The 16,738-nt window shown below is 59.4% G+C and carries 16 protein-coding genes; 11 read left to right on the top strand and 5 right to left on the bottom strand.

Translation table 11 applies throughout. From position 1 onward, the window contains the following. The coding region (locus LXM96_RS20915; protein ID WP_240000494.1) for a DUF389 domain-containing protein at positions 1–267 on the top strand (267 nt) is incomplete at its 5' end. Between the two features lie 182 nt (positions 268–449). Here LXM96_RS20915 and LXM96_RS20910 read toward each other — a convergent pair. Beyond that, positions 450–1,154 (bottom strand): Crp/Fnr family transcriptional regulator, encoded by a 705-nt coding sequence (locus tag LXM96_RS20910; RefSeq protein WP_240000493.1) that lies wholly within the window; start codon positions 1,152–1,154, stop codon positions 450–452. A 134-nt stretch (positions 1,155–1,288) separates the two neighbouring features. On the opposite strand from LXM96_RS20910, the gene LXM96_RS21955 reads away from it, so the two are divergent. Continuing rightward, positions 1,289–1,540 carry a DUF6894 family protein gene (locus LXM96_RS21955; RefSeq protein WP_394802013.1) on the top strand — a complete coding sequence of 84 codons (252 nt, stop codon included), beginning with the start codon at positions 1,289–1,291 and terminating at the stop codon, positions 1,538–1,540. A 50-nt stretch (positions 1,541–1,590) separates the two neighbouring features. Here LXM96_RS21955 and LXM96_RS20905 read toward each other — a convergent pair whose 3' ends face one another. Beyond that, the gene (locus LXM96_RS20905) at positions 1,591–2,532 is read right to left on the bottom strand and encodes an AraC family transcriptional regulator (protein ID WP_240000492.1); all 942 of its coding nucleotides are present in this window, start codon (positions 2,530–2,532) and stop codon (positions 1,591–1,593) included. Between LXM96_RS20905 and LXM96_RS20900 the strand changes: the two genes are divergently transcribed. Beyond that, positions 2,420–3,412 (top strand): SDR family oxidoreductase, encoded by a 993-nt coding sequence (locus tag LXM96_RS20900; RefSeq protein WP_240000491.1) that lies wholly within the window; start codon positions 2,420–2,422, stop codon positions 3,410–3,412. The two genes, LXM96_RS20905 and LXM96_RS20900, sit on opposite strands and share 113 nt — an antisense overlap. Positions 3,413–3,825: 413 nt before the next feature. On the opposite strand, the gene LXM96_RS20895 is transcribed toward LXM96_RS20900, so the two are convergent. Beyond that, positions 3,826–4,311: a DUF2231 domain-containing protein gene (locus LXM96_RS20895; RefSeq protein WP_240000490.1), complete on the bottom strand. Its 486-nt coding sequence runs from the start codon at positions 4,309–4,311 to the stop codon at positions 3,826–3,828. A 485-nt stretch (positions 4,312–4,796) separates the two neighbouring features. Beyond that, positions 4,797–4,973, bottom strand: a complete 177-nt coding sequence (locus tag LXM96_RS20890; RefSeq protein WP_240000489.1) for a hypothetical protein — start codon at positions 4,971–4,973, stop codon at positions 4,797–4,799. A 189-nt stretch (positions 4,974–5,162) separates the two neighbouring features. On the opposite strand from LXM96_RS20890, the gene LXM96_RS20885 reads away from it, so the two are divergent. The 8 genes from LXM96_RS20885 (at position 5,163) to LXM96_RS20850 (ending at position 14,950) form a co-directional block, all read left to right on the top strand. Further along, positions 5,163–5,903: a DUF4336 domain-containing protein gene (locus tag LXM96_RS20885; RefSeq protein ID WP_240000488.1), complete on the top strand. Its 741-nt coding sequence runs from the start codon at positions 5,163–5,165 to the stop codon at positions 5,901–5,903. Positions 5,904–6,225: 322 nt separating this feature from the next. Beyond that, positions 6,226–7,680 carry a UbiA family prenyltransferase gene (locus LXM96_RS20880; RefSeq protein WP_240000495.1) on the top strand — a complete coding sequence of 485 codons (1,455 nt, stop codon included), beginning with the start codon at positions 6,226–6,228 and terminating at the stop codon, positions 7,678–7,680. A 7-nt stretch (positions 7,681–7,687) separates the two neighbouring features. Next, a complete protein-coding gene (locus tag LXM96_RS20875; protein WP_240000487.1) occupies positions 7,688–8,131 on the top strand; it encodes a GtrA family protein in 444 nt (147 codons plus the stop codon). Between the two features lies 1 nt (position 8,132). Further along, a complete protein-coding gene (locus LXM96_RS20870; RefSeq protein WP_240000486.1) occupies positions 8,133–9,464 on the top strand; it encodes an FAD-binding oxidoreductase in 1,332 nt (443 codons plus the stop codon). Next, positions 9,461–10,210 (top strand): SDR family oxidoreductase, encoded by a 750-nt coding sequence (locus LXM96_RS20865; RefSeq protein WP_240000485.1) that lies wholly within the window; start codon positions 9,461–9,463, stop codon positions 10,208–10,210. Before LXM96_RS20870 ends, LXM96_RS20865 begins: the two co-directional genes overlap by 4 nt. Beyond that, positions 10,207–11,802 (top strand): hypothetical protein, encoded by a 1,596-nt coding sequence (locus LXM96_RS20860; protein ID WP_240000484.1) that lies wholly within the window; start codon positions 10,207–10,209, stop codon positions 11,800–11,802. Before LXM96_RS20865 ends, LXM96_RS20860 begins: the two co-directional genes overlap by 4 nt. Beyond that, positions 11,799–13,370, top strand: a complete 1,572-nt coding sequence (locus LXM96_RS20855) for a hypothetical protein (RefSeq protein WP_240000483.1) — start codon at positions 11,799–11,801, stop codon at positions 13,368–13,370. Before LXM96_RS20860 ends, LXM96_RS20855 begins: the two co-directional genes overlap by 4 nt. Continuing rightward, on the top strand, positions 13,325–14,950 hold the full coding sequence (locus tag LXM96_RS20850) for a hypothetical protein (RefSeq protein ID WP_240000482.1): 1,626 nt from the start codon (positions 13,325–13,327) through the stop codon (positions 14,948–14,950). Before LXM96_RS20855 ends, LXM96_RS20850 begins: the two co-directional genes overlap by 46 nt. Here LXM96_RS20850 and LXM96_RS20845 read toward each other — a convergent pair. Continuing rightward, positions 14,910–16,034 carry a glycosyltransferase family 87 protein gene (locus LXM96_RS20845; RefSeq protein ID WP_240000481.1) on the bottom strand — a complete coding sequence of 375 codons (1,125 nt, stop codon included), beginning with the start codon at positions 16,032–16,034 and terminating at the stop codon, positions 14,910–14,912. The genes LXM96_RS20850 and LXM96_RS20845 overlap by 41 nt on opposite strands. Between the last annotated feature and the right edge of the window lie 704 nt (positions 16,035–16,738).

Below are 16,738 nucleotides of genomic sequence, written 5' to 3'. Positions count from 1 at the left end.
AGCGGCATCGCAACATCCCTTCTTGCCGGACTGGCAGGTGGGATCATCGTGTCCTCACGCATGAAGGTCCTCGGCACGGGAGTCATGGTGGCCTTGGCGTTGATTCCTGCCATGGCGCTGGTCGGTATGGGGTTGGCGACGGGACTTCCGCATCTGGTCCTCGGCGGAGCGTCGCGGTGGGTGGCGGAGGTGCTCTGCGTTCTGGTCGGAGGCGGCCTGATCATCCTGCTAAAGCGCAAGCTCCTGTTTCGCCACGCTTCCGACTAATAGCGTTCAAGCCTTGTTGCGTCAGCGAAATTCTATCTGGAAGGTTCGGCCCATCTCACGTATGCCAAGGTTCCACCACTAACGTCCATGGAGCCTTCGGTGCTCCGCGTCAGTGACAGACAAGCTAGCCGCGCTTGCGCCGTTACTGCCGGTATCTCGGCTACAGGGTCAGCCTGACGCTATTATGCTGGCCAGTTGTGGGAGATCACGCGCCGGTATTCGGCCTCAGGAGCGCCATAGGCATCGCCCGCAAAGGTCTCAAGCCTGGACCGATCTCTGACTTTGATAAGCATGCGCTCCGCAGTGATCGCCCGCTCTCCTTCCAGAACATGCAGAGCATCCGTAACGCTCGGACGCCTGACACCGAGCATAAGACTGAGAAAGTCGTGCGTAAGGGGCAATTCCCGGCCAAGCCTGTCCTGCGACATGAGCAGCCAGCGAGCCAAGCGTTGTTCGACTTTGTAGCGGCCGTCGGCGAGAGCTGTCGCGGCGATCTGGCACATGAAGACGTGGGCAAAGCGCATAAGCAGCGATGAAAGGGTTGGACTTGCCGCCATCGCCCCCCTTAAATCAGCAGACCTTATCCTGAGCGCCGGTGCACCAGCCTGCATGAAGCTACGGTGAGGGGAACTACCGGCACCCAGGACCACAGGAACGCTGGAGAACCCTTCATTGCCGATGCATCCAACCTCGATGCGCTGGCCATCTGCATTGGTGGCCACTTCTGAGGAAAGGCCACCGTTGAAGAAGTAAACGTATGGGATTTCCTGCAAAGGTTCGAATAGGGTATCATTCTGCTTAAGATCAACATGCTCCAGCATCGGCGTCAGCAGCGCTGCATCTTGTGACGATAGCTGCTTGAGGAGGTGGTTGTTGGTCTCGATCATGTGGTCTCGCAGGTTCCTTGCAATTCTCATTGAAAGATGGAGAAGGGGGTTCAGTTCCCGGTGGCTGATTGTCAAGCCGCGCCTCCGTACGGTATCCGCTAGGAACTTCCCAAAGCCGCGATAGTTCATCGCGCATGCCGAAGTTCTTTTTCCACCTCCGCGACGAGACCTTCCTTGAAGATCCAGATGGGAGTGAACTGCCGGACCTAGCAGCCGCCCTTGCCTCAGCCAAAGAGGATGTTCGCAGCCTCATCAGTGAGCGCGTCCGCTCTGGCCGCCTCGTCGGCCCTGCTATCATGTTTATTGCGGATGAAACAGGTGCAGACCTAGCGTCAGTTTCCTTCAAAGAAGTTCTTTCGGAATCAGCGCCGTGGATTTGCGAATAGCGGCTAGGGGACGCGACGATTTGTGCCTGCGGAGCACTTGTATTGATAGATCACTTATCAAGTGGGGCGTCCGCTTCAACCGCGGCACGTTGCAAAGGCCGCTGCGCGAGCTGACCTTGGATGCCCTCTGGTACCAGCTGCGCCACGGCTTCCGCCCGCAATCGGGCCGCGTCGCGAGCTGGAGGAAGCCCAAATAAACGTGCGTACTCACGGCTGAATTGCGATGCGCTTTCATAACCCACGGAAAAGGCTACGCGCGTAGCGTCACCTGAAGCGCCAAGCAACTGGCGGCGTGCCTCGTGCAGACGGAAGCGCTTCTGGTATTGAATGGGTGTCATGGTCGTCGCTGCCTTGAAATGGCGATGAAAAACCGAGACGCTCATCCCGGTCATGCGCGCCAGGTCCTCGACTCTGAAGGGTTCGGTCAGGTTGTCGCGGATCCACGCGAGTGCCCGCCTGACCTGAGAGTGACGCCCGTCCACTTGAGCGATCTGCCGAAGCTTCGCTCCCTGCGGCCCTTGTAACAGGCGAAATAGGATTCCCCGCTCCACCATAGGTGCCATGATCGGTATCTCGGCCGTTCTGTCGAGAAGGCGCACCATGCGAAGAAAAGCCTCCTCAAGTTGTGGATCGCTCTGGCTGACGCCAAGGCCGCACAGGTATTCCGGATCGTGCACGCCCGGCATATCCATCACGAGCTCTGCAATCTTGCGCGGGTCAAAGTTGAAGCCGATACCTAGAAACGGCTTCTGGTGGCTTGCTGCGGATACTCTGCCGAAAACAGGTATCTCGATCGAAGCAATGAAGTAGCTGCCCGCAGAGTAGTGCAGCTCGTTCTCCCCACAGGTTACAGCCTTCGCTCCCTGCAGGACCAGACACATGACAAGCTCCGTCATCCCGGCAGTCGGTTCCGTCGCTCGCTCTGCTGTCAGCAAACTCATGCAGGGTATCGCGGTCGTCGTGCGGTCGCCGCGCGAGTGTCTTTCGATCAAAGACTTTAGTTCTTGGCTGACGTTTTCCATGCCTCATGAATTGCACCTGATCTTAAATCAGGCAAGTACTCCGGCAGGATTAGGCAAGAACTCGATAGAATCTGGCAGGCGGTCGCTCAACCCCTCTTTCATATTGGACGAGCAACCAGAACGGAGAATTACCTTGTCCAAGAACGTATTGATTACAGGCGCGAACAAGAGCATCGGCTTTGAAACCGCCCGACAACTCGGCGAGCTGGGCTACCGTGTCTGGCTCGGCGCCCGTGATGCCGGTCGAGGCGAGACAGCAGTAGCGACGTTGCGCAAACTCGGACACGACGCGCGCCTCATAGAGATTTCTGTCGAAAACGATTCAAGCGTGCAAGCCGCCGCGGAACGTGTAGGCCAGGAAGATGGCAAGCTCGACGCGCTCGTCAACAACGCGGGTATCCCCGGCGCATTTATCGATCCGGCGGATCAGACGGTGGACGATATCCGCCAAGTCTACGAGATCAACGTTTTCGGCCCAATCCGGGTCATCCAGGCTTTCCTGCCCCTGCTTAAGGCAAGCGGGGCCGCCAACGTTGTCAACGTCAGCAGCGAGCTTGGTTCCCTGGGTTCTCTCACTGATCCAGGGAGCGAGTTTTACGGTGTAAACAGCCTGGGATACAACAGCTCGAAGACGGCGCTCAATGCGGTTACGGTATCGTTCTCCAAGGCCCTCGCGTCTTCGGGCATCAGGGTCAACAGTGCTGACCCAGGTTACACGAAGACCGATTTTAACGGCAACACAGGCTACAAAACGGTTGAGCAGGCGGCGAAAGTCATCGTTCAGCTGGTAAATGCGACTGAAGGGGAGACGGGTTCATTCATGAACGACCAGCGCCGTTTGCCTTGGTAGAGGCGATCAACCCTCCATAGCGGTTCAAAACTCTTGAGTGATGAACTTGCGACACCGCCTCACCTATCGCCCGAGCCAGATGCTGGCGCAGGCGTTAGCGCCGTCGCTGAAGGGAGGCGACCTCATGAGAGCGGCTGACTTTGCCGACGGAAGATCGTCCCTTGCTGCGCGGCGACAAACAAGGTGAGATAGGTCCCATCCCGATCGCCGCGCTATACGGACAGCACTGCATGTCCTCTTGCTGTCTATAGCAGCAAGGGGATGTTGCTCGCTCATTCTTGCGGAAGACATCGAACAGCTCCCGACTGGGCCGCTGAAGGCTAGGAGGTGGGGCCATATTTCACATGCTGCCGCTCTGGCCGCACCATGATCGTTCCGCCATAGCTGAACTATCGCCTGAGAGGTCGGTGAGGTCACCTGCGATGGCCGAGTTGGGTTTCATCAGGAAGCATACCCACTCGGTGTCTGTAGGATAGCTCGCCCCCTTTCCACCCGGTGTAAAGGATGAGAACGAAGATAAATGTAGATGCTCCCAGCCCCCAAGGGATCACCGCAGGAGGCCCGTCTGACCAACGGAGCAGAAGACTGGCAATCGCCACGACAACGGCAACGACATTTCCGAGCATGTGACGCCAAGCGTCGCGGAGACCCCGTATCCTGCGGTTGCCGACAAAGTCCATCAAACCTGCGACCGCTGCAATTGCTGCGGTAACTATCGCCACAAAAAGAGCCCAGAATCCGGCAGTCGTCCAGAGAGGTTCAGCGGTCCACCAAAATGCGAGATCGCACAGGAGCGTGGCGACAAAGAAGCCTATCGGTAGCGGGACCAGGAGGGGGTGCAAGGGATGGCCCTTGATCCGAGCCGTTGTTGCAAGGCCAGCAAGCTCGCCGTCGCTCATGACGTGTCCTCCATCGTTCGATCCTGCAACTAAGCTCCATCGTTCTAGTTCCAGAAGAACAGGTATAAGCAGATTTGCCACCAACGGTGCAACGCTGCCGCACCCACTCTCGAACCGAAGCCGCCGTTACTTGTCGATCTGCATGTTCGAGATGGAGCGAGCAGGCAAACGGGCCAAAACGTGGACGTTAACGGAAGACGCGATGCGGCGGACGCTTCACTGCCCAACCGCCGTTAGACAGCAGACGCAAACGCACATTCTCGAACGGGTAGCCCTCGTCACCGACCGAGCGCCGTGAATGCTCTGAAAGCCTAGCCGACTGTAGACCGGAGTAGACGTTCCGCCGCCTCGGCCTCAGCACGTTCCTGCGCCGCGCGTCTATCACCCTCAGCACGCTGGCGGGCTTCCTCAGCTTCAAAGCCTCAGCCGAAGACCCATTCCCCACCAGACGTAGCGTGTTCTCCGCTACCTGGTCCTGTTTCGCGTCAAGTGGCAAAGCAATGTCTATTTGGCTGCCTCAAGCGACCGTGATCAATGACCATGTTGGCGAAGACGTCCGTGGCAAGCGTCATGCATAGCCGGATGCACATCGGGTCGCTTCTGGCAAGAGCATCGGGCAGCTTGACGAGATCCACGATGGACCCCAACATGCGTCCCGCCATGCTCAACCGTTCCAGCTGAAGTTCACCACGCGACCCTCATCTACCTTGGCGTTGAGCTGGTACCGGTGAGATGCCCAGGCGTCGACCGGGATGATGAACCAGGATTTTCCAGTGGGGACCTTCCGACGGTTTTCGGCGTTTCTTCTCCCCGGAAGCCGGGCACTGACCATCGAATTTGAGAGAAGAGAGATGACAAAGGACGTTGTTACCTATCCACCTCTTGATACCCCGAAGGCCCTCGCCGAGGGTGTTTGGATCATCGACAGCGGGCCGCTGAAGGCGATGGGCGTGATACCACTGCCAGTGAGAATGACGGTCCTGCGTCTCGCGGACCAGTCACTGCTGCTCCACTCACCGACGAAATACAGCGTCGGCCTGCACAAGGAGATCGAGAGGCTGGGTCCTATCGGCCATTTCATTGCTCCCAACATTGCTCACTGGACCTATCTTGAAGAGTGGCAAAGGCATGTGCCGCAGGCGATCACCTGGGCTGCACCAGGGCTGCGGCAACGCGCGCAGGTGAAAAAGTCGGGTTTGCGGCTCGATCATGACCTGACCTCCAGATCACCCGCTGCGTGGGAAGACGAGATCGATCAAGTGGAGGTGCCCGGCGTCGCCGGCTTCTGCGAGATCTGTTTCTATCATCGCGCAAGCCGCACGCTCATCCTGACGGACCTGGTGCAAAATTTGGAGCCACCCAAGCTCTCGGGCTTGTTTCGCGGAGTGGCAAGGGTCGCCGGCGTTGTCGCTCCGACAGGAAAGGCCCCCATTTACTTGCGCGCGATCGTGAGGCTCAAAGGACCTGCGGCGAAAGAAGCAGCGCGCCAGTTGGTGGCATTTGACCCTGCAATGGTGATATTTGCGCACGGCCGACCATTTGACCGAAATGCCAGAGAGCAACTCGAGAGCTCTCTGAGCTGGCTGCTTTGATCTTGCGCGTCCGATCGCGTCAGGCGCTTGTAGGCGCCCTGCCGCAGGTTCACTCTTCGCCGTCGCAACAAGTTCACGGCCGATACTCATCAGGACCCGGTCTTTTCCGCCGCCGGTCGCTAGCCGACGATTTGCTTCTGCCAGACCATTTTAGATTGGGAACTAATCTCTGCATCTTCAGTTGGTCACCCGGCCATGCCTTCTCCCCAAGGGCCCCGAAAGGCTTTACGTGAGCGAACTTCAGGACAACCTTCTCCAGCCGGTTAACCGATTTCAGTTTCGGGACCGGGAAAATCGCTGGGCATCCAGACACGAACCGACGATCGATGTTAAGCTGGCTCCTTCGCAGCACAAAGGGCGCAAAGGTGGCCGTCCGCTTGTTGTCGACCTCGACGGGACACTCATACGGTCGGACCTGCTGATCGAATGCGCTTTTTCCGAACTCAGCCACTGCCCGCACTCGATCGTGGAAATGGTCCGCGCATTGGGAGAGGGGAAGGCAAGTTTGAAGCACCGGCTCTCGGAGCCGCGCGATTTCGATCCGGCGGTGCTTCCCTATGATCCCGAAGTCTTGAAGGTCATTCGACAGGCCTCCCAGGAAGGCAGAGCCGTTTATCTCGCATCGGCAAGCCACGAGCGGCTGGTTTCAGCCGTTGCAGCGCATCTGGGCCTCTTCACCGGCTGGTTCGCGACCGACGCGGCCACGAACTGTGCCGGGGAAGTCAAGGCGGGAATACTGGTAGCGGCATTCGGTGAGGGCGGCTTTGACTACGTCGGCAATGACAAGGCCGACCTTCCCGTGTGGCGCCGCGCCGCAAAAGCTTACGCCATCCGCACGCCAGGGAAGGTTGCACGGCAGTTGTCTAGCGAATGTCGCGACGTGCAGCACCTGTCGCACGATGCGCCCACTTGGCGAACTTGGGCGCGTATGCTCAGGGTCCATCAGTATGCGAAGAACGGCCTGGTTTTTGTGCCGCTGCTCGCCAGCCACCTCTTCGACATCGCGAGCGTCATGCAGACCTTGCTTGCCGCCATTGCCTTCTCTCTTTGCGCGTCGAGCGTTTATCTTTTAAACGATCTTATCGACCTGCAGGATGACCGGGCACATCGCACAAAGTGCCAGCGACCGCTCGCCTGTGGCGCTATTCCGTTGTCCCATGCGCTGATTGCCATCCCGCTTCTTTTGTGCATGGCGTTTGTCTCCGCGGGTTTCATATCCCTTCCGTTCATTGCAGTTCTCGCAGGTTATTTTGCCCTCACCACGGCCTATTCCTTCGTTCTGAAGCGAAAGATGATCCTCGATGTGGTGGCGCTGGCGGGTCTTTACACCACCCGCGTGGTCGGCGGTGCCGTTGCACTGTCGGTCGCGGTCTCGCCCTGGCTGCTTGCCTTCATGATGAGCTGGTTCCTGTCACTTGCTCTCGTCAAGCGGTATGTGGAACTCCTCGCGCGCAAGGAGGCAAATCTACCGGATTCCAAGAGCCGAGACTACCGCAATGACGACGTGGCGATGGTAGGCGCCTTGGCGGCTGCCGCCGGCGTCAACGCTCTTACTCTTTTCGCTCTTTACATCGCCAGCGAGGACGTTCAGTCGCTCTACACTCGCCCCGAAGTTCTATGGTTTGTGGCGCCGATACTGACCTACTGGATCGCAAGAGTATTGATGTTGGCGCATCGAGGGCAAATGCATGATGACCCGGTGGTGTTTGCGCTGAAGGACAAGGTTAGCCTGGTCAGCCTAGGCGCTGTCAGCGTTTTCATGGTAGGGGCGATGTGAGCTGCTGATGGAAAAGTTCGTGGAAGCTGCCTCGCCGAGGGAGGGGCAGCGGATTTCTGTTGGGGTGCGCTATGTCGCTTTTGCTGTCATAGCCACCGCCGTGAATTTCTTGGCTCAGGAGATGACGGTGCAGGTCCTGCCCGGTCACCCATTGATCTTGTCGATCCTCATTGGAACGATCGCTGGCTTCGCCGTCAAATATGTCCTCGACAAGAAATGGATCTTCTTCGACGGCTACACATCTCACAGCAGCGAGGCGAAAAAGATCGCCCTCTATGGCCTGTTCAGTGTCCTTACCACGGCCATTTTCTGGAGCTTCGAGATCATCTTCTGGGCCATTTGGGGCACGAACCTCGCAAAATATGCGGGCGGCGCACTTGGCCTGGCCATCGGATATGTGTCCAAATACGCCCTCGACCGCAGGTTCGTGTTCCGCGCGGAAGGGGCTTGAGATGATTCTTGAAGGTTGGGGACGGTATCCCCGGCTTGTGAGCGAGGTGTTCGACTGCCGGACGTCTGCAGATGCGGCCGAGGCCGTGGCTAAGCGACATGGCGTGATTGCGCGCGGCAACGGGCGGTCCTATGGCGATGCGGCACTGGGGGACGTTGCCACGCTCATATGCCGCGGGATCGGGCGGATGAAGCGTTTCGATCCGCAAACCCTGCTGCTGACAGTTGAGGCGGGAGTAATGCTCTCCGACATCCTCGATGCCTTCATCCCGCGCGGCTACTTTCCTCCTGTCGTCCCGGGAACGAAGTTCGTGACGGTGGGCGGCATGATTGCTTCAGACGTTCACGGAAAGAACCATCACCGCGACGGCGGGTTCGGCGCTCATGTCGCGTCGTTCAAGCTAATCATGGGGGACGGTGAGGTGCTGAACTGCAGCCGTAACGAAAACGTGGATCTCTTCTTCGCCACGATAGGCGGAATGGGACTGACGGGCGTGATCACCGAAGCTTCCTTTTACATGAAGCCGATAGAGACGGGTTGGATCAACCAGAAAACCATCGTCGCTGACGATCTGGAAGAAGCTCTGGCCGCGCTGCAGGCCGCAGACGAGAGTTCCTACAGCGTAGCGTGGATCGACTGCCTCGCGCGCGGCGCATCGCTTGGACGCTCCCTGATCTTCGTCGGCGAGCATGCCAAGCGCGAGCAGGTCGTCGCGCACAAGGCTGAAAGGGAACTTTTTCCGTCGCCGACTAGGCCGAGGCTCTCACTGCCGATGGACTTGCCCGCGTGGGCGCTCAACCGCACCAGCGTATCCGCCTTCAACGGAGCCTATTTCCGCGCTGGAGTGCGCAAATCGGGAGCGCCGTCATTGGTCCACTGGAACCCCTACTTCTTCCCGCTGGACGGCATCCATCAATGGAACCGCCTTTATGGCAGGAGTGGATTTCTGCAGCACCAGTGCGTCGTGCCGGACACAAATGCGCTCGCAGTGCTCGGAGAAATCCTCCAGCGGTTTGCCGCTTCCGGCAAAGGGTCATTTCTGGCCGTGCTCAAGAAACTCGGCCCCGGAACTGGCCTCCTCTCCTTCCCGATGGCAGGTTACACGCTTGCGCTAGACCTTCCCGTCACCGAGGACGTGTTCCCCTTGTTGGAGGAGATCGACAAGGTCGTTGTCGATGCGGGTGGGCGGCTCTATCTGGCGAAAGACGCGCGCCAATCGCGTCTGACGTTCGAAGCTGGCTATCCGCAGCTGGCCGCGTTCCGGGACATTCGACGCGCAACCGGTGGAGACGCCCACTTCGCCTCCCGTCTCGCAACAAGGCTTGGTATATGAATAGAACTGGCAAGAGCGTGCTCCTGGTGGGAGCCACATCCGACATCGGACGGGCAACGGCACTTACCTATGCCACGGCGGGCTGGGACGTGCAGCTTGCCGGCCGCAGCCTTGAGTCCGTGCAGCGGGAGGCGGACGACATCGGGACGCGAAGCGGCGCGAACGTCTCCGTTCATTGCCTGGACATCCTTGACAGCGACCGTTTCAGCGATTTTGTCAGGGGGCTTCCTGTCTTGCCTGACACCGTGGTGTGTGTGGTAGGAGAGCTTGGTGAGCAGGATCGCGCGGAGAAAGAACTTGATCACGCCAGCATGGTGATGCGGACCAACTTTGAAGGGCCGGCGCTGTTTCTCGGCTTGATCGCAGATCGGTTTGCTGCACGAGGATCCGGGACCATCGTCGGCGTCAGTTCCGTGGCAGGAGATCGAGGCAGGGCGTCGAATTACGTCTACGGGGCAGCAAAGGCTGGCTTCACCGCTTTCCTTTCCGGCCTACGAAACAGGCTCGCAAAAGCGGGCGCACGCGTGGTGACGGTGAAGCCTGGCTTCGTGCGCACGCGCATGACTGCCGGAATGAAGCTGCCGGGACTGCTGACGGCTGAGCCGAGGGAGGTCGCGGGTGCGATCTTCGCGGCGGCAGAAGAAAAGACGAGCCGTGACGTTATCTATGTGCGCAGCATCTGGTGGCCGCTCATGACAGTGATCCGCTCGATTCCAGAGCCGGTCTTCAAGAGGCTGAAGCTGTGATAGCGACGTTCGCCCGCAGCAATGCGGGGGAGGCGCTAAGAAGGCGCTGCCTCTCTCGCAGTGGCGTGATCATCACGATTGGCCTGGTCTGTGTTGTGCTCCTTGCCTTGCCAGGGGTTGCTGTAGCGACCAAGTCTCTCGACGAACTGTTCCTGGTGATCGACGGCATCCACCGTGTCCTGACGGGTCAGGTTCCGAGCCGCGACTTTCACACGACACTTGGTCCACTCGCCTATTATGGTCCGGCTACCGGTTATGCCCTCACCGGCAGCTATGGAGCGGCTATGCCTGTGGCGATGGCGCTCTTCACCGCCTGCATGACCGTGATCGCAAGCCACGTCCTTGGTTCGCGTCTGCACCCCTTCCTGGCCATCGTCTTTTCGGCCTTCCTGCTTCTCATCCTCGCGGCGCCGATGAACCTCGGTGAAGCCGTCACGGCCCTGTCGTTCTCCATGTTCTACAACCGGATCGGCTGGGTAGCGCTTGCGCTCCTGCTCCTCCTGTATCTCCGCCCCCGTAGCGCCGTCCGCCACCAGATGCTGTTGGACGCTGTTTGCGCAACGGTGCTGACGGTGAGCATGATCTATCTGCGCCTGACCTATGGTCTAGTGGCGCTTGGCTTTCTCCTCTTCATGATCACAGATAGCCGGCAGCGAAGCTGGACGGCTCTCGCGTTGGCTGTCATCGCTGCCCTGGTCCTGATCGTCGAGCTCCTGTGGGGGGGCTCCTCCACCTATGTCCGCGACGCTTGGCAGGAGATGCTGGGAAGGGATAACTTTGGGACCGAGTTGCAGAGACTGCTGGAGGCTGGCGTGGCGCATCTGGCCGACCTGCTCCTGCTATCGCTTATCGCGGGACTGGCACTTTGGCGCCGGTGGAGGCTGCGAGACTTTGTCTTCTTCCTCTTCTGCAGCATCGCCGGCCTGTGGCTGCTGAGCCACAATGTCCAGCGATGGGGGATCATATCCATTCATGCAGCGGCCGCCGTTGCCGCCGAGCGGCTTTTGCGCGAGATGGACGACACGGCGGACGGAGGTGAAGGAGCGTTCGCCAACGTGAGCGGCGTAAAGCTCTACTTTCTAGCCTTCATGCTGCCGACCATCCTCCATTGTGGCATGGCTTTGGTCCTGCATGCCGGTGCCGCCACCGTGAGAGCCGGTCAGGCGGTGGAACTGCCTCACATGACCAGTATGCGTCTTGCCGACCTTTGGACCGGTGGCGATTTCGGCAGTAGCCGATGGTATCTGTCGACGGTGGAGGACGGACTGTCTCTTCTTGACAGACAGGATGAACCGGTTGGGCGGCTCGCGGTTGCGGGCTCGGTGGATGTATTCAGCGCGGCGCTGGATCTTCCGCGCTCCAATTCCGGCCTGAACGACCTTCGTTGGCAGAATGTCGGGGACGACGATTTCGCACGGCCTGCCCGAACACTCGCTGATGCCGACACCGTGATTTTTCGCAATCCTGGCGACGCACCAGTTGGACCCGCTGCCGACTACCTGGCTTACGTGACCGCAAATTTCTCCAAGGTAGAGGAGAGCCAGCACTGGATCCTATTCCGTCGCAATCTGCCGGATGCGGGCTTGAAGTGACGGGCGCCGAAGGCGGACAGTTGCGGTCCAGCGCCACCGCAATCGGCCTCGTGACGCTCACGCTTGTCTGTGCCGCGATGCTGGCCTTGCCGGGCCGGACGATCACGGCAGCCTTCACGAATGATGTCTTGATCTTCCTCGACGGGGCCCATCGCATCGCATGGAGTCAGTTGCCTAACCGAGACTTCCACACGGCCCTAGGGCCGCTGGTCTTCTACATCCCAGCGGTTGGATACTGGCTGAGCGGGAACCTCGGGACAGCCATGCCGGTCGGCATGGCTGTGCTGCTTGTGGCTTTCCTCGCCCCTGCCATCCGCATTCTGCAGTCCCGGTTGCGCACGCCGATCGCGTTGGCCTTCGGCGGCTTTCTGGTCCTCATGCTCGCCGCCCCGATCAACCTTGGAAGCCCCGTGTCGCAGTTATCCTTCGCGATGTTCTACAACCGCATCGGATGGGCAGCCCTGGGGCTACTCCTCGTCATGTACATCAGACCGCGACAGGCAACACACGCTGGCGATCTCGCCGACGCCGCGGCAGCGGCTGTTCTCCTCCTGCTGCAGTTCTACACGAAGGCCACCTACGGGCTTGTCTCAATTGGCTTCCTTGCCTTCATGCTGCTTGATCGGCAGCAACGCAGTTGGGTTCTTGGGGGCCTTCTGCTGACGATCGTTGGCGCTGCCTTGGTCGAACTTGCATGGCGCGGCACATGGCAGCATGTCGAGGATCTGGCGGCTGCGGCGCGGGTCAGCGGTGGCCGAGATCTCTTCGCTCTTGTTCGTTCAGGGCTGAACAACCTTGCCGATCTGACTGTCTACGCGATTTCGGCCGCTGTGACGTTGTGGCGGACCCGCAGTGTCCGCGATCTCCTGTTCTACGGCTTTTGTGCCGTTTCTGGCATCTTGATACTCAATCAGAATGCCCATGGCTGGGGTATCATTAGCCTCTATTCCGGTGCGGCAGTGGCAGCCGAAAGCGCCTGCCGGCTCCTCTCGCGAAAGCGCGCCGATGGGAATTCAGACAGTGCCTCGGCAGGCTACGGCATGCCGCTGCTTCTCGCTTTCTTTCTGCTTCCCCCAAGCGTCCACCACGCATCGGTGCTCGCCCTTCATGCGCGTCTCTCATTGATGGATGCCGGCATCTCGCTTCACCTCCCGAAGCTTGAAGACCTGAGGCTGGTTGCGCCCGGCGCGTCGCCCGACACGTTCATGAGCCGCTATCACGAGAGCATAATCGAGGGGAGCAGGCTGCTGCAGTCGCTCTCGCCACCGCCGGAACGGGTGGTCGTCCTCGATTTCGTCAATCCGTTCTCGGCTGGGCTCGGCCTCCGTCCACCGACCGGTGACAGTGCCTGGCTGCACTGGGGCAGGAATGTCGATGAGAAGACACATCTTCCTCCTGAAGCCCTCCTTGCGGATGCAGAAATTGTGATGATCCCGAAGGTCGGCATCAACAGTACCCCGCTGCAGCAGATCTACGGCCCCTTCATCTCGCGCGAATTTGATCTCCTGCAGGAGAGCGATACATGGATCGTCTATCGAAAGCGGGAGACGGGAGACCCGAAACAGTGACTCCAATCGAGACAGCTACACCGGGCTCATCGCAGGCAGAGCAGTTCTCGAAGTGGTGGCCGATCCTTGGCCTGCGGTCGTCCATTCTCGTCACCGGACTGGTGCTCGCAATGGTCCTGAGCCTACCAGGCGACACGGTGACGACCAAGTACGTCAACGATCTCTTCATCTTCCTCGACGGGGCGCACCGGATATGGTCAGGGCAGGTTCCGAACGTAGATTTTCACAGCTCGCTTGGTCCCCTCGCCTTTTATATCCCTGCAGCCGGCTACGGCATCTCCGGCACATTGGGTGGTGCCATGCCCGCCGGAATGGCGCTGGTCGTTCTTTTGCTTGCGATCATCGCCTCCGAGGTGATCGGGAGCCGAATGCGTATGTTGATCGGGCTACCGCTGGCTGTTTTCCTGCTTTTGATCGCTGCCGTTCCAGTCAATCCGGGCGAATGGGTCGGCGAGCTCTCCTTCGCCATGTTTTACAATCGTATCGGCTGGGCCGGGCTAGGCCTGCTTCTGGTGATGTATCTGCCACGACGGCCAGACCAACCGCGGCGACAGATCATCGATGCTGTCTGCGCCGCAGTTCTCTCGTTGCTGATGCTTTATACCAAGATCACCTATGGGCTTATGGCGCTAGCCTTCCTGAGCTTCCTGCTGCTCGACCGTCGGCAACTCTTATGGAGCGCCATGGCGCTAGGGCTGGTGATCCTCGCTGTCATGTTCATAGAACTTTTATGGAAAGGTAGCCTCAGCCATCTGGAGGATCTGCGTCTTGCCAGCAGTGTCAGTGGCGAACTACCGACAATGCGCGTCATGGCGGACGTGATCCTGAAGAACCTCGCTGATATTATGGTGTTCGCAATTTTTGCCGGAATCCTGCTTCTTCTCGAAGGGCGCCTGCGGAACATCTTGTTTGTTGGCTTCTGCGTGGCCAGCGGGCTGCTGATCATTGAACAAAACTTCCAAATCGCCGGTATCCTCACGTTCGGTGCGGGCGCTTCAGTGATTGCCGAGCTGCTGCTGCGTTCGCAGGCTCTTCCCCGTCAGCGACCATGGCCACTTGGTCTACCGCTGCTTCTGGGCGCGTTGATCCTGCCACCCACCGCCAGCAATGCGATCAGCCTTGCGATGCACTCGATGAACGCCGTCACCGACAGAGGCGAACGGATCGCACTTCCGGCGTTCCATGGAATCCGTCTTGTATCCATGTGGAGCCAGGGGCAGTACGACTTCTTCCGCCGCTACAATGAGACAATTGCCGATGGTGCGGCTGCCTTGCAGACCCTCGATACGCCGGTGGCGCGTGTGGTGGTTCTGGACTTCGTCAACCCCTTTTCCGCCGGTCTCAGTCTCGATCCGCCCACCGGCGACAGCCCGTGGTACCATTGGGGCCGAACCCTCGACCGCAATCACTTCCCCGATCCGAACGAGATCTTTGCAGACGCCCAGATCATCCTGGAGCCTAAATCGCCGATTGAGATCTATACCGCCCGCGGCATGCGTGAGGTCTATGGCGACTACATCCGCCGCCATTATCTTCAGATCATGCAAACGGACTATTGGACGATCTACCGGCGGCGTTGAGCGTCGGATTGCAACGCTGCTGGGCCATCAAGCCGACCAGAAGCAAGACGAGCGACCATGCGTAGATCGACCCGGTGGTCAGCTGCGTCAGGGCGGGCTTTCCGAAATCTGCCAGCACCAGGGGCACGGGCATGGTGAGCGCAACGGCAACCGGCCACGTCCACGGACTTCGCCAGTGGTGGAAGAGCACCGGCAGCAGAAACAGCGTGTAGTGGATCCATCCGAGCGGCGACGCAAGAAGTGCGGCAAGGAGAGCAAAGCTGCTGACATCCATCGGCTGCGGCCGCCGCCAGAAGGACCACGCCGCAAGGGAAAGAAGCAGAACCGCGCCAAGCACCGTTCCGAGCAGGGGCAGGCCAGCTCGCGAGGCGAGACCGGCAAATGATGCGTTGGTGAGGAAAATGGCGCGTTCGCCATCCGACGCAACCAGCGCCAGCCAGTCCAGGTAGATCTGAGGCCCGAATACGGCGAGCGGAACGGCCGCCACCACGGCGGCAGTAACAGCCGCAGCCACAACAGGCCGCCAGTGGGCCGCCAGGAAAAGCAGCACCGGCCAGACCAGGAAGTTCGGCTTCATAGACACGAGCAAGCCGATTAGGATGCCGGCCTGAACATACCTTCCGCGGTCCAGCAAGAGCCACGCTGCAACCGTCGCCAGAACGAGCGGCGTGTAGATCTGGCCGAGATAGAGCGTGTCCCAGAAGCCCGCCAGTGCAAAGGCCCAAACTCCAAGCAGCACCGCCTCTAGCCCGCCGCTATAGCGACGCAGCAGCAGAAGAACGGCGCCAAGGTAGCAAAAGAGGGAGATGACCCACCATACCCGCAGAGATGTTGCGTGATCCGCAATGTCAAAGAGCTGGAACAGGATCGCCGAGATTGGCGGGTTGAGGTTCGGATTCCAGGCTTCGAAACCGGGGAAGACGACATGGGGCGTCAGCGGCGGATAGATCCCGTAGGGATCAAGACCGCTCGCCGCGGCACGCCCTGACGCGATGAATGCACCGAAATCCCACAGACCATGCTCCGACACAACGCGAGGATACTCGAAGTTGATCGCCCAAATGCCAAGGACGGCGAGTCCCACGGCTACTGCCAACCGCAGTGCTTTCTGTGCTTCATCCGATTGTATAAAGTGGCTAGAATACATCCCGATCGCCCTTCCCCGTGAGGGATCTCCGCTAAGCATGTCGAACGAGCAAAGACGACGTTAGTTGCGCATCCGCTTTTATCGACGCCCCAGCGGAACCTTGATCCGTTGTTGCAAGTTAGTAGTGCATCCTACCAAAGCGGGAGAAGCGAAGATGAACCGGAACGTCCTTATTGGCATCGGCGTCGTCGTCCTAATAGTCATTATCGTAATGTTCATGATGCCTGCATCGAATGAACCTGCGGGTGATGCCAGCGCTCCAGCAACGCCCCCTGCCGCTACTGACACAACGCCTCCTGCATCCCCAGAAACAACTCCGCCTGCAGCACCGGCTCCGGCGAACTGATTGTGGAAGAATAGCGGCGACGGGAGCGTTCGATACAGTCTCCGAGGCCTCTGCGCTCCCAAGGTTTGAATTGGCCTCAGCGCAAATTGACAGATCCGCTGAGGTGTCTGAGTCATCGGGCACGCGTTCCAGGGTTTCGATCCGCCGTTCTCTCCAACAAATTCGTTGTCTCCCAGGAGCACGTGGCGCACGATTGGCTAGGCTCGCTCTTGAAAGAACTCGAACTCTCGACACCATGTTTGTCTTCGCCAGTTCGAGTCAAATCAACTCCTTGGCTTTCGAAGCGGACGACAGC

Origin of the sequence: Rhizobium halophilum, from assembly GCF_021648825.1 — a bacterium.
GTDB classification, from domain to species: domain Bacteria; phylum Pseudomonadota; class Alphaproteobacteria; order Rhizobiales; family Rhizobiaceae; genus Neorhizobium; species Neorhizobium halophilum.
The sequence above is the reverse complement of the archived record's forward strand: the minus strand, read 5'-3'. Positions and strand labels throughout refer to the sequence as shown.

Excerpts from the sequence above, each read along its gene's own strand:
- LXM96_RS20895 (WP_240000490.1), bottom strand. The coding sequence starts at position 4,311 with ATGAGCGACGGCGAGCTTGCTGGCCTTGCAACAACGGCTCGGATCAAG.
- LXM96_RS20870 (WP_240000486.1), top strand. The coding sequence starts at position 8,133 with ATGATTCTTGAAGGTTGGGGACGGTATCCCCGGCTTGTGAGCGAGGTG.
- LXM96_RS21955 (WP_394802013.1), top strand. The coding sequence starts at position 1,289 with ATGCCGAAGTTCTTTTTCCACCTCCGCGACGAGACCTTCCTTGAAGAT.
- LXM96_RS20910 (WP_240000493.1), bottom strand. The coding sequence starts at position 1,154 with ATGATCGAGACCAACAACCACCTCCTCAAGCAGCTATCGTCACAAGAT.
- LXM96_RS20875 (WP_240000487.1), top strand. The coding sequence starts at position 7,688 with ATGGAAAAGTTCGTGGAAGCTGCCTCGCCGAGGGAGGGGCAGCGGATT.
- LXM96_RS20850 (WP_240000482.1), top strand. The coding sequence starts at position 13,325 with ATGGATCGTCTATCGAAAGCGGGAGACGGGAGACCCGAAACAGTGACT.
- LXM96_RS20865 (WP_240000485.1), top strand. The coding sequence starts at position 9,461 with ATGAATAGAACTGGCAAGAGCGTGCTCCTGGTGGGAGCCACATCCGAC.
- LXM96_RS20900 (WP_240000491.1), top strand. The coding sequence starts at position 2,420 with ATGACAAGCTCCGTCATCCCGGCAGTCGGTTCCGTCGCTCGCTCTGCT.
- LXM96_RS20885 (WP_240000488.1), top strand. The coding sequence starts at position 5,163 with ATGACAAAGGACGTTGTTACCTATCCACCTCTTGATACCCCGAAGGCC.
- LXM96_RS20890 (WP_240000489.1), bottom strand. The coding sequence starts at position 4,973 with ATGGCGGGACGCATGTTGGGGTCCATCGTGGATCTCGTCAAGCTGCCC.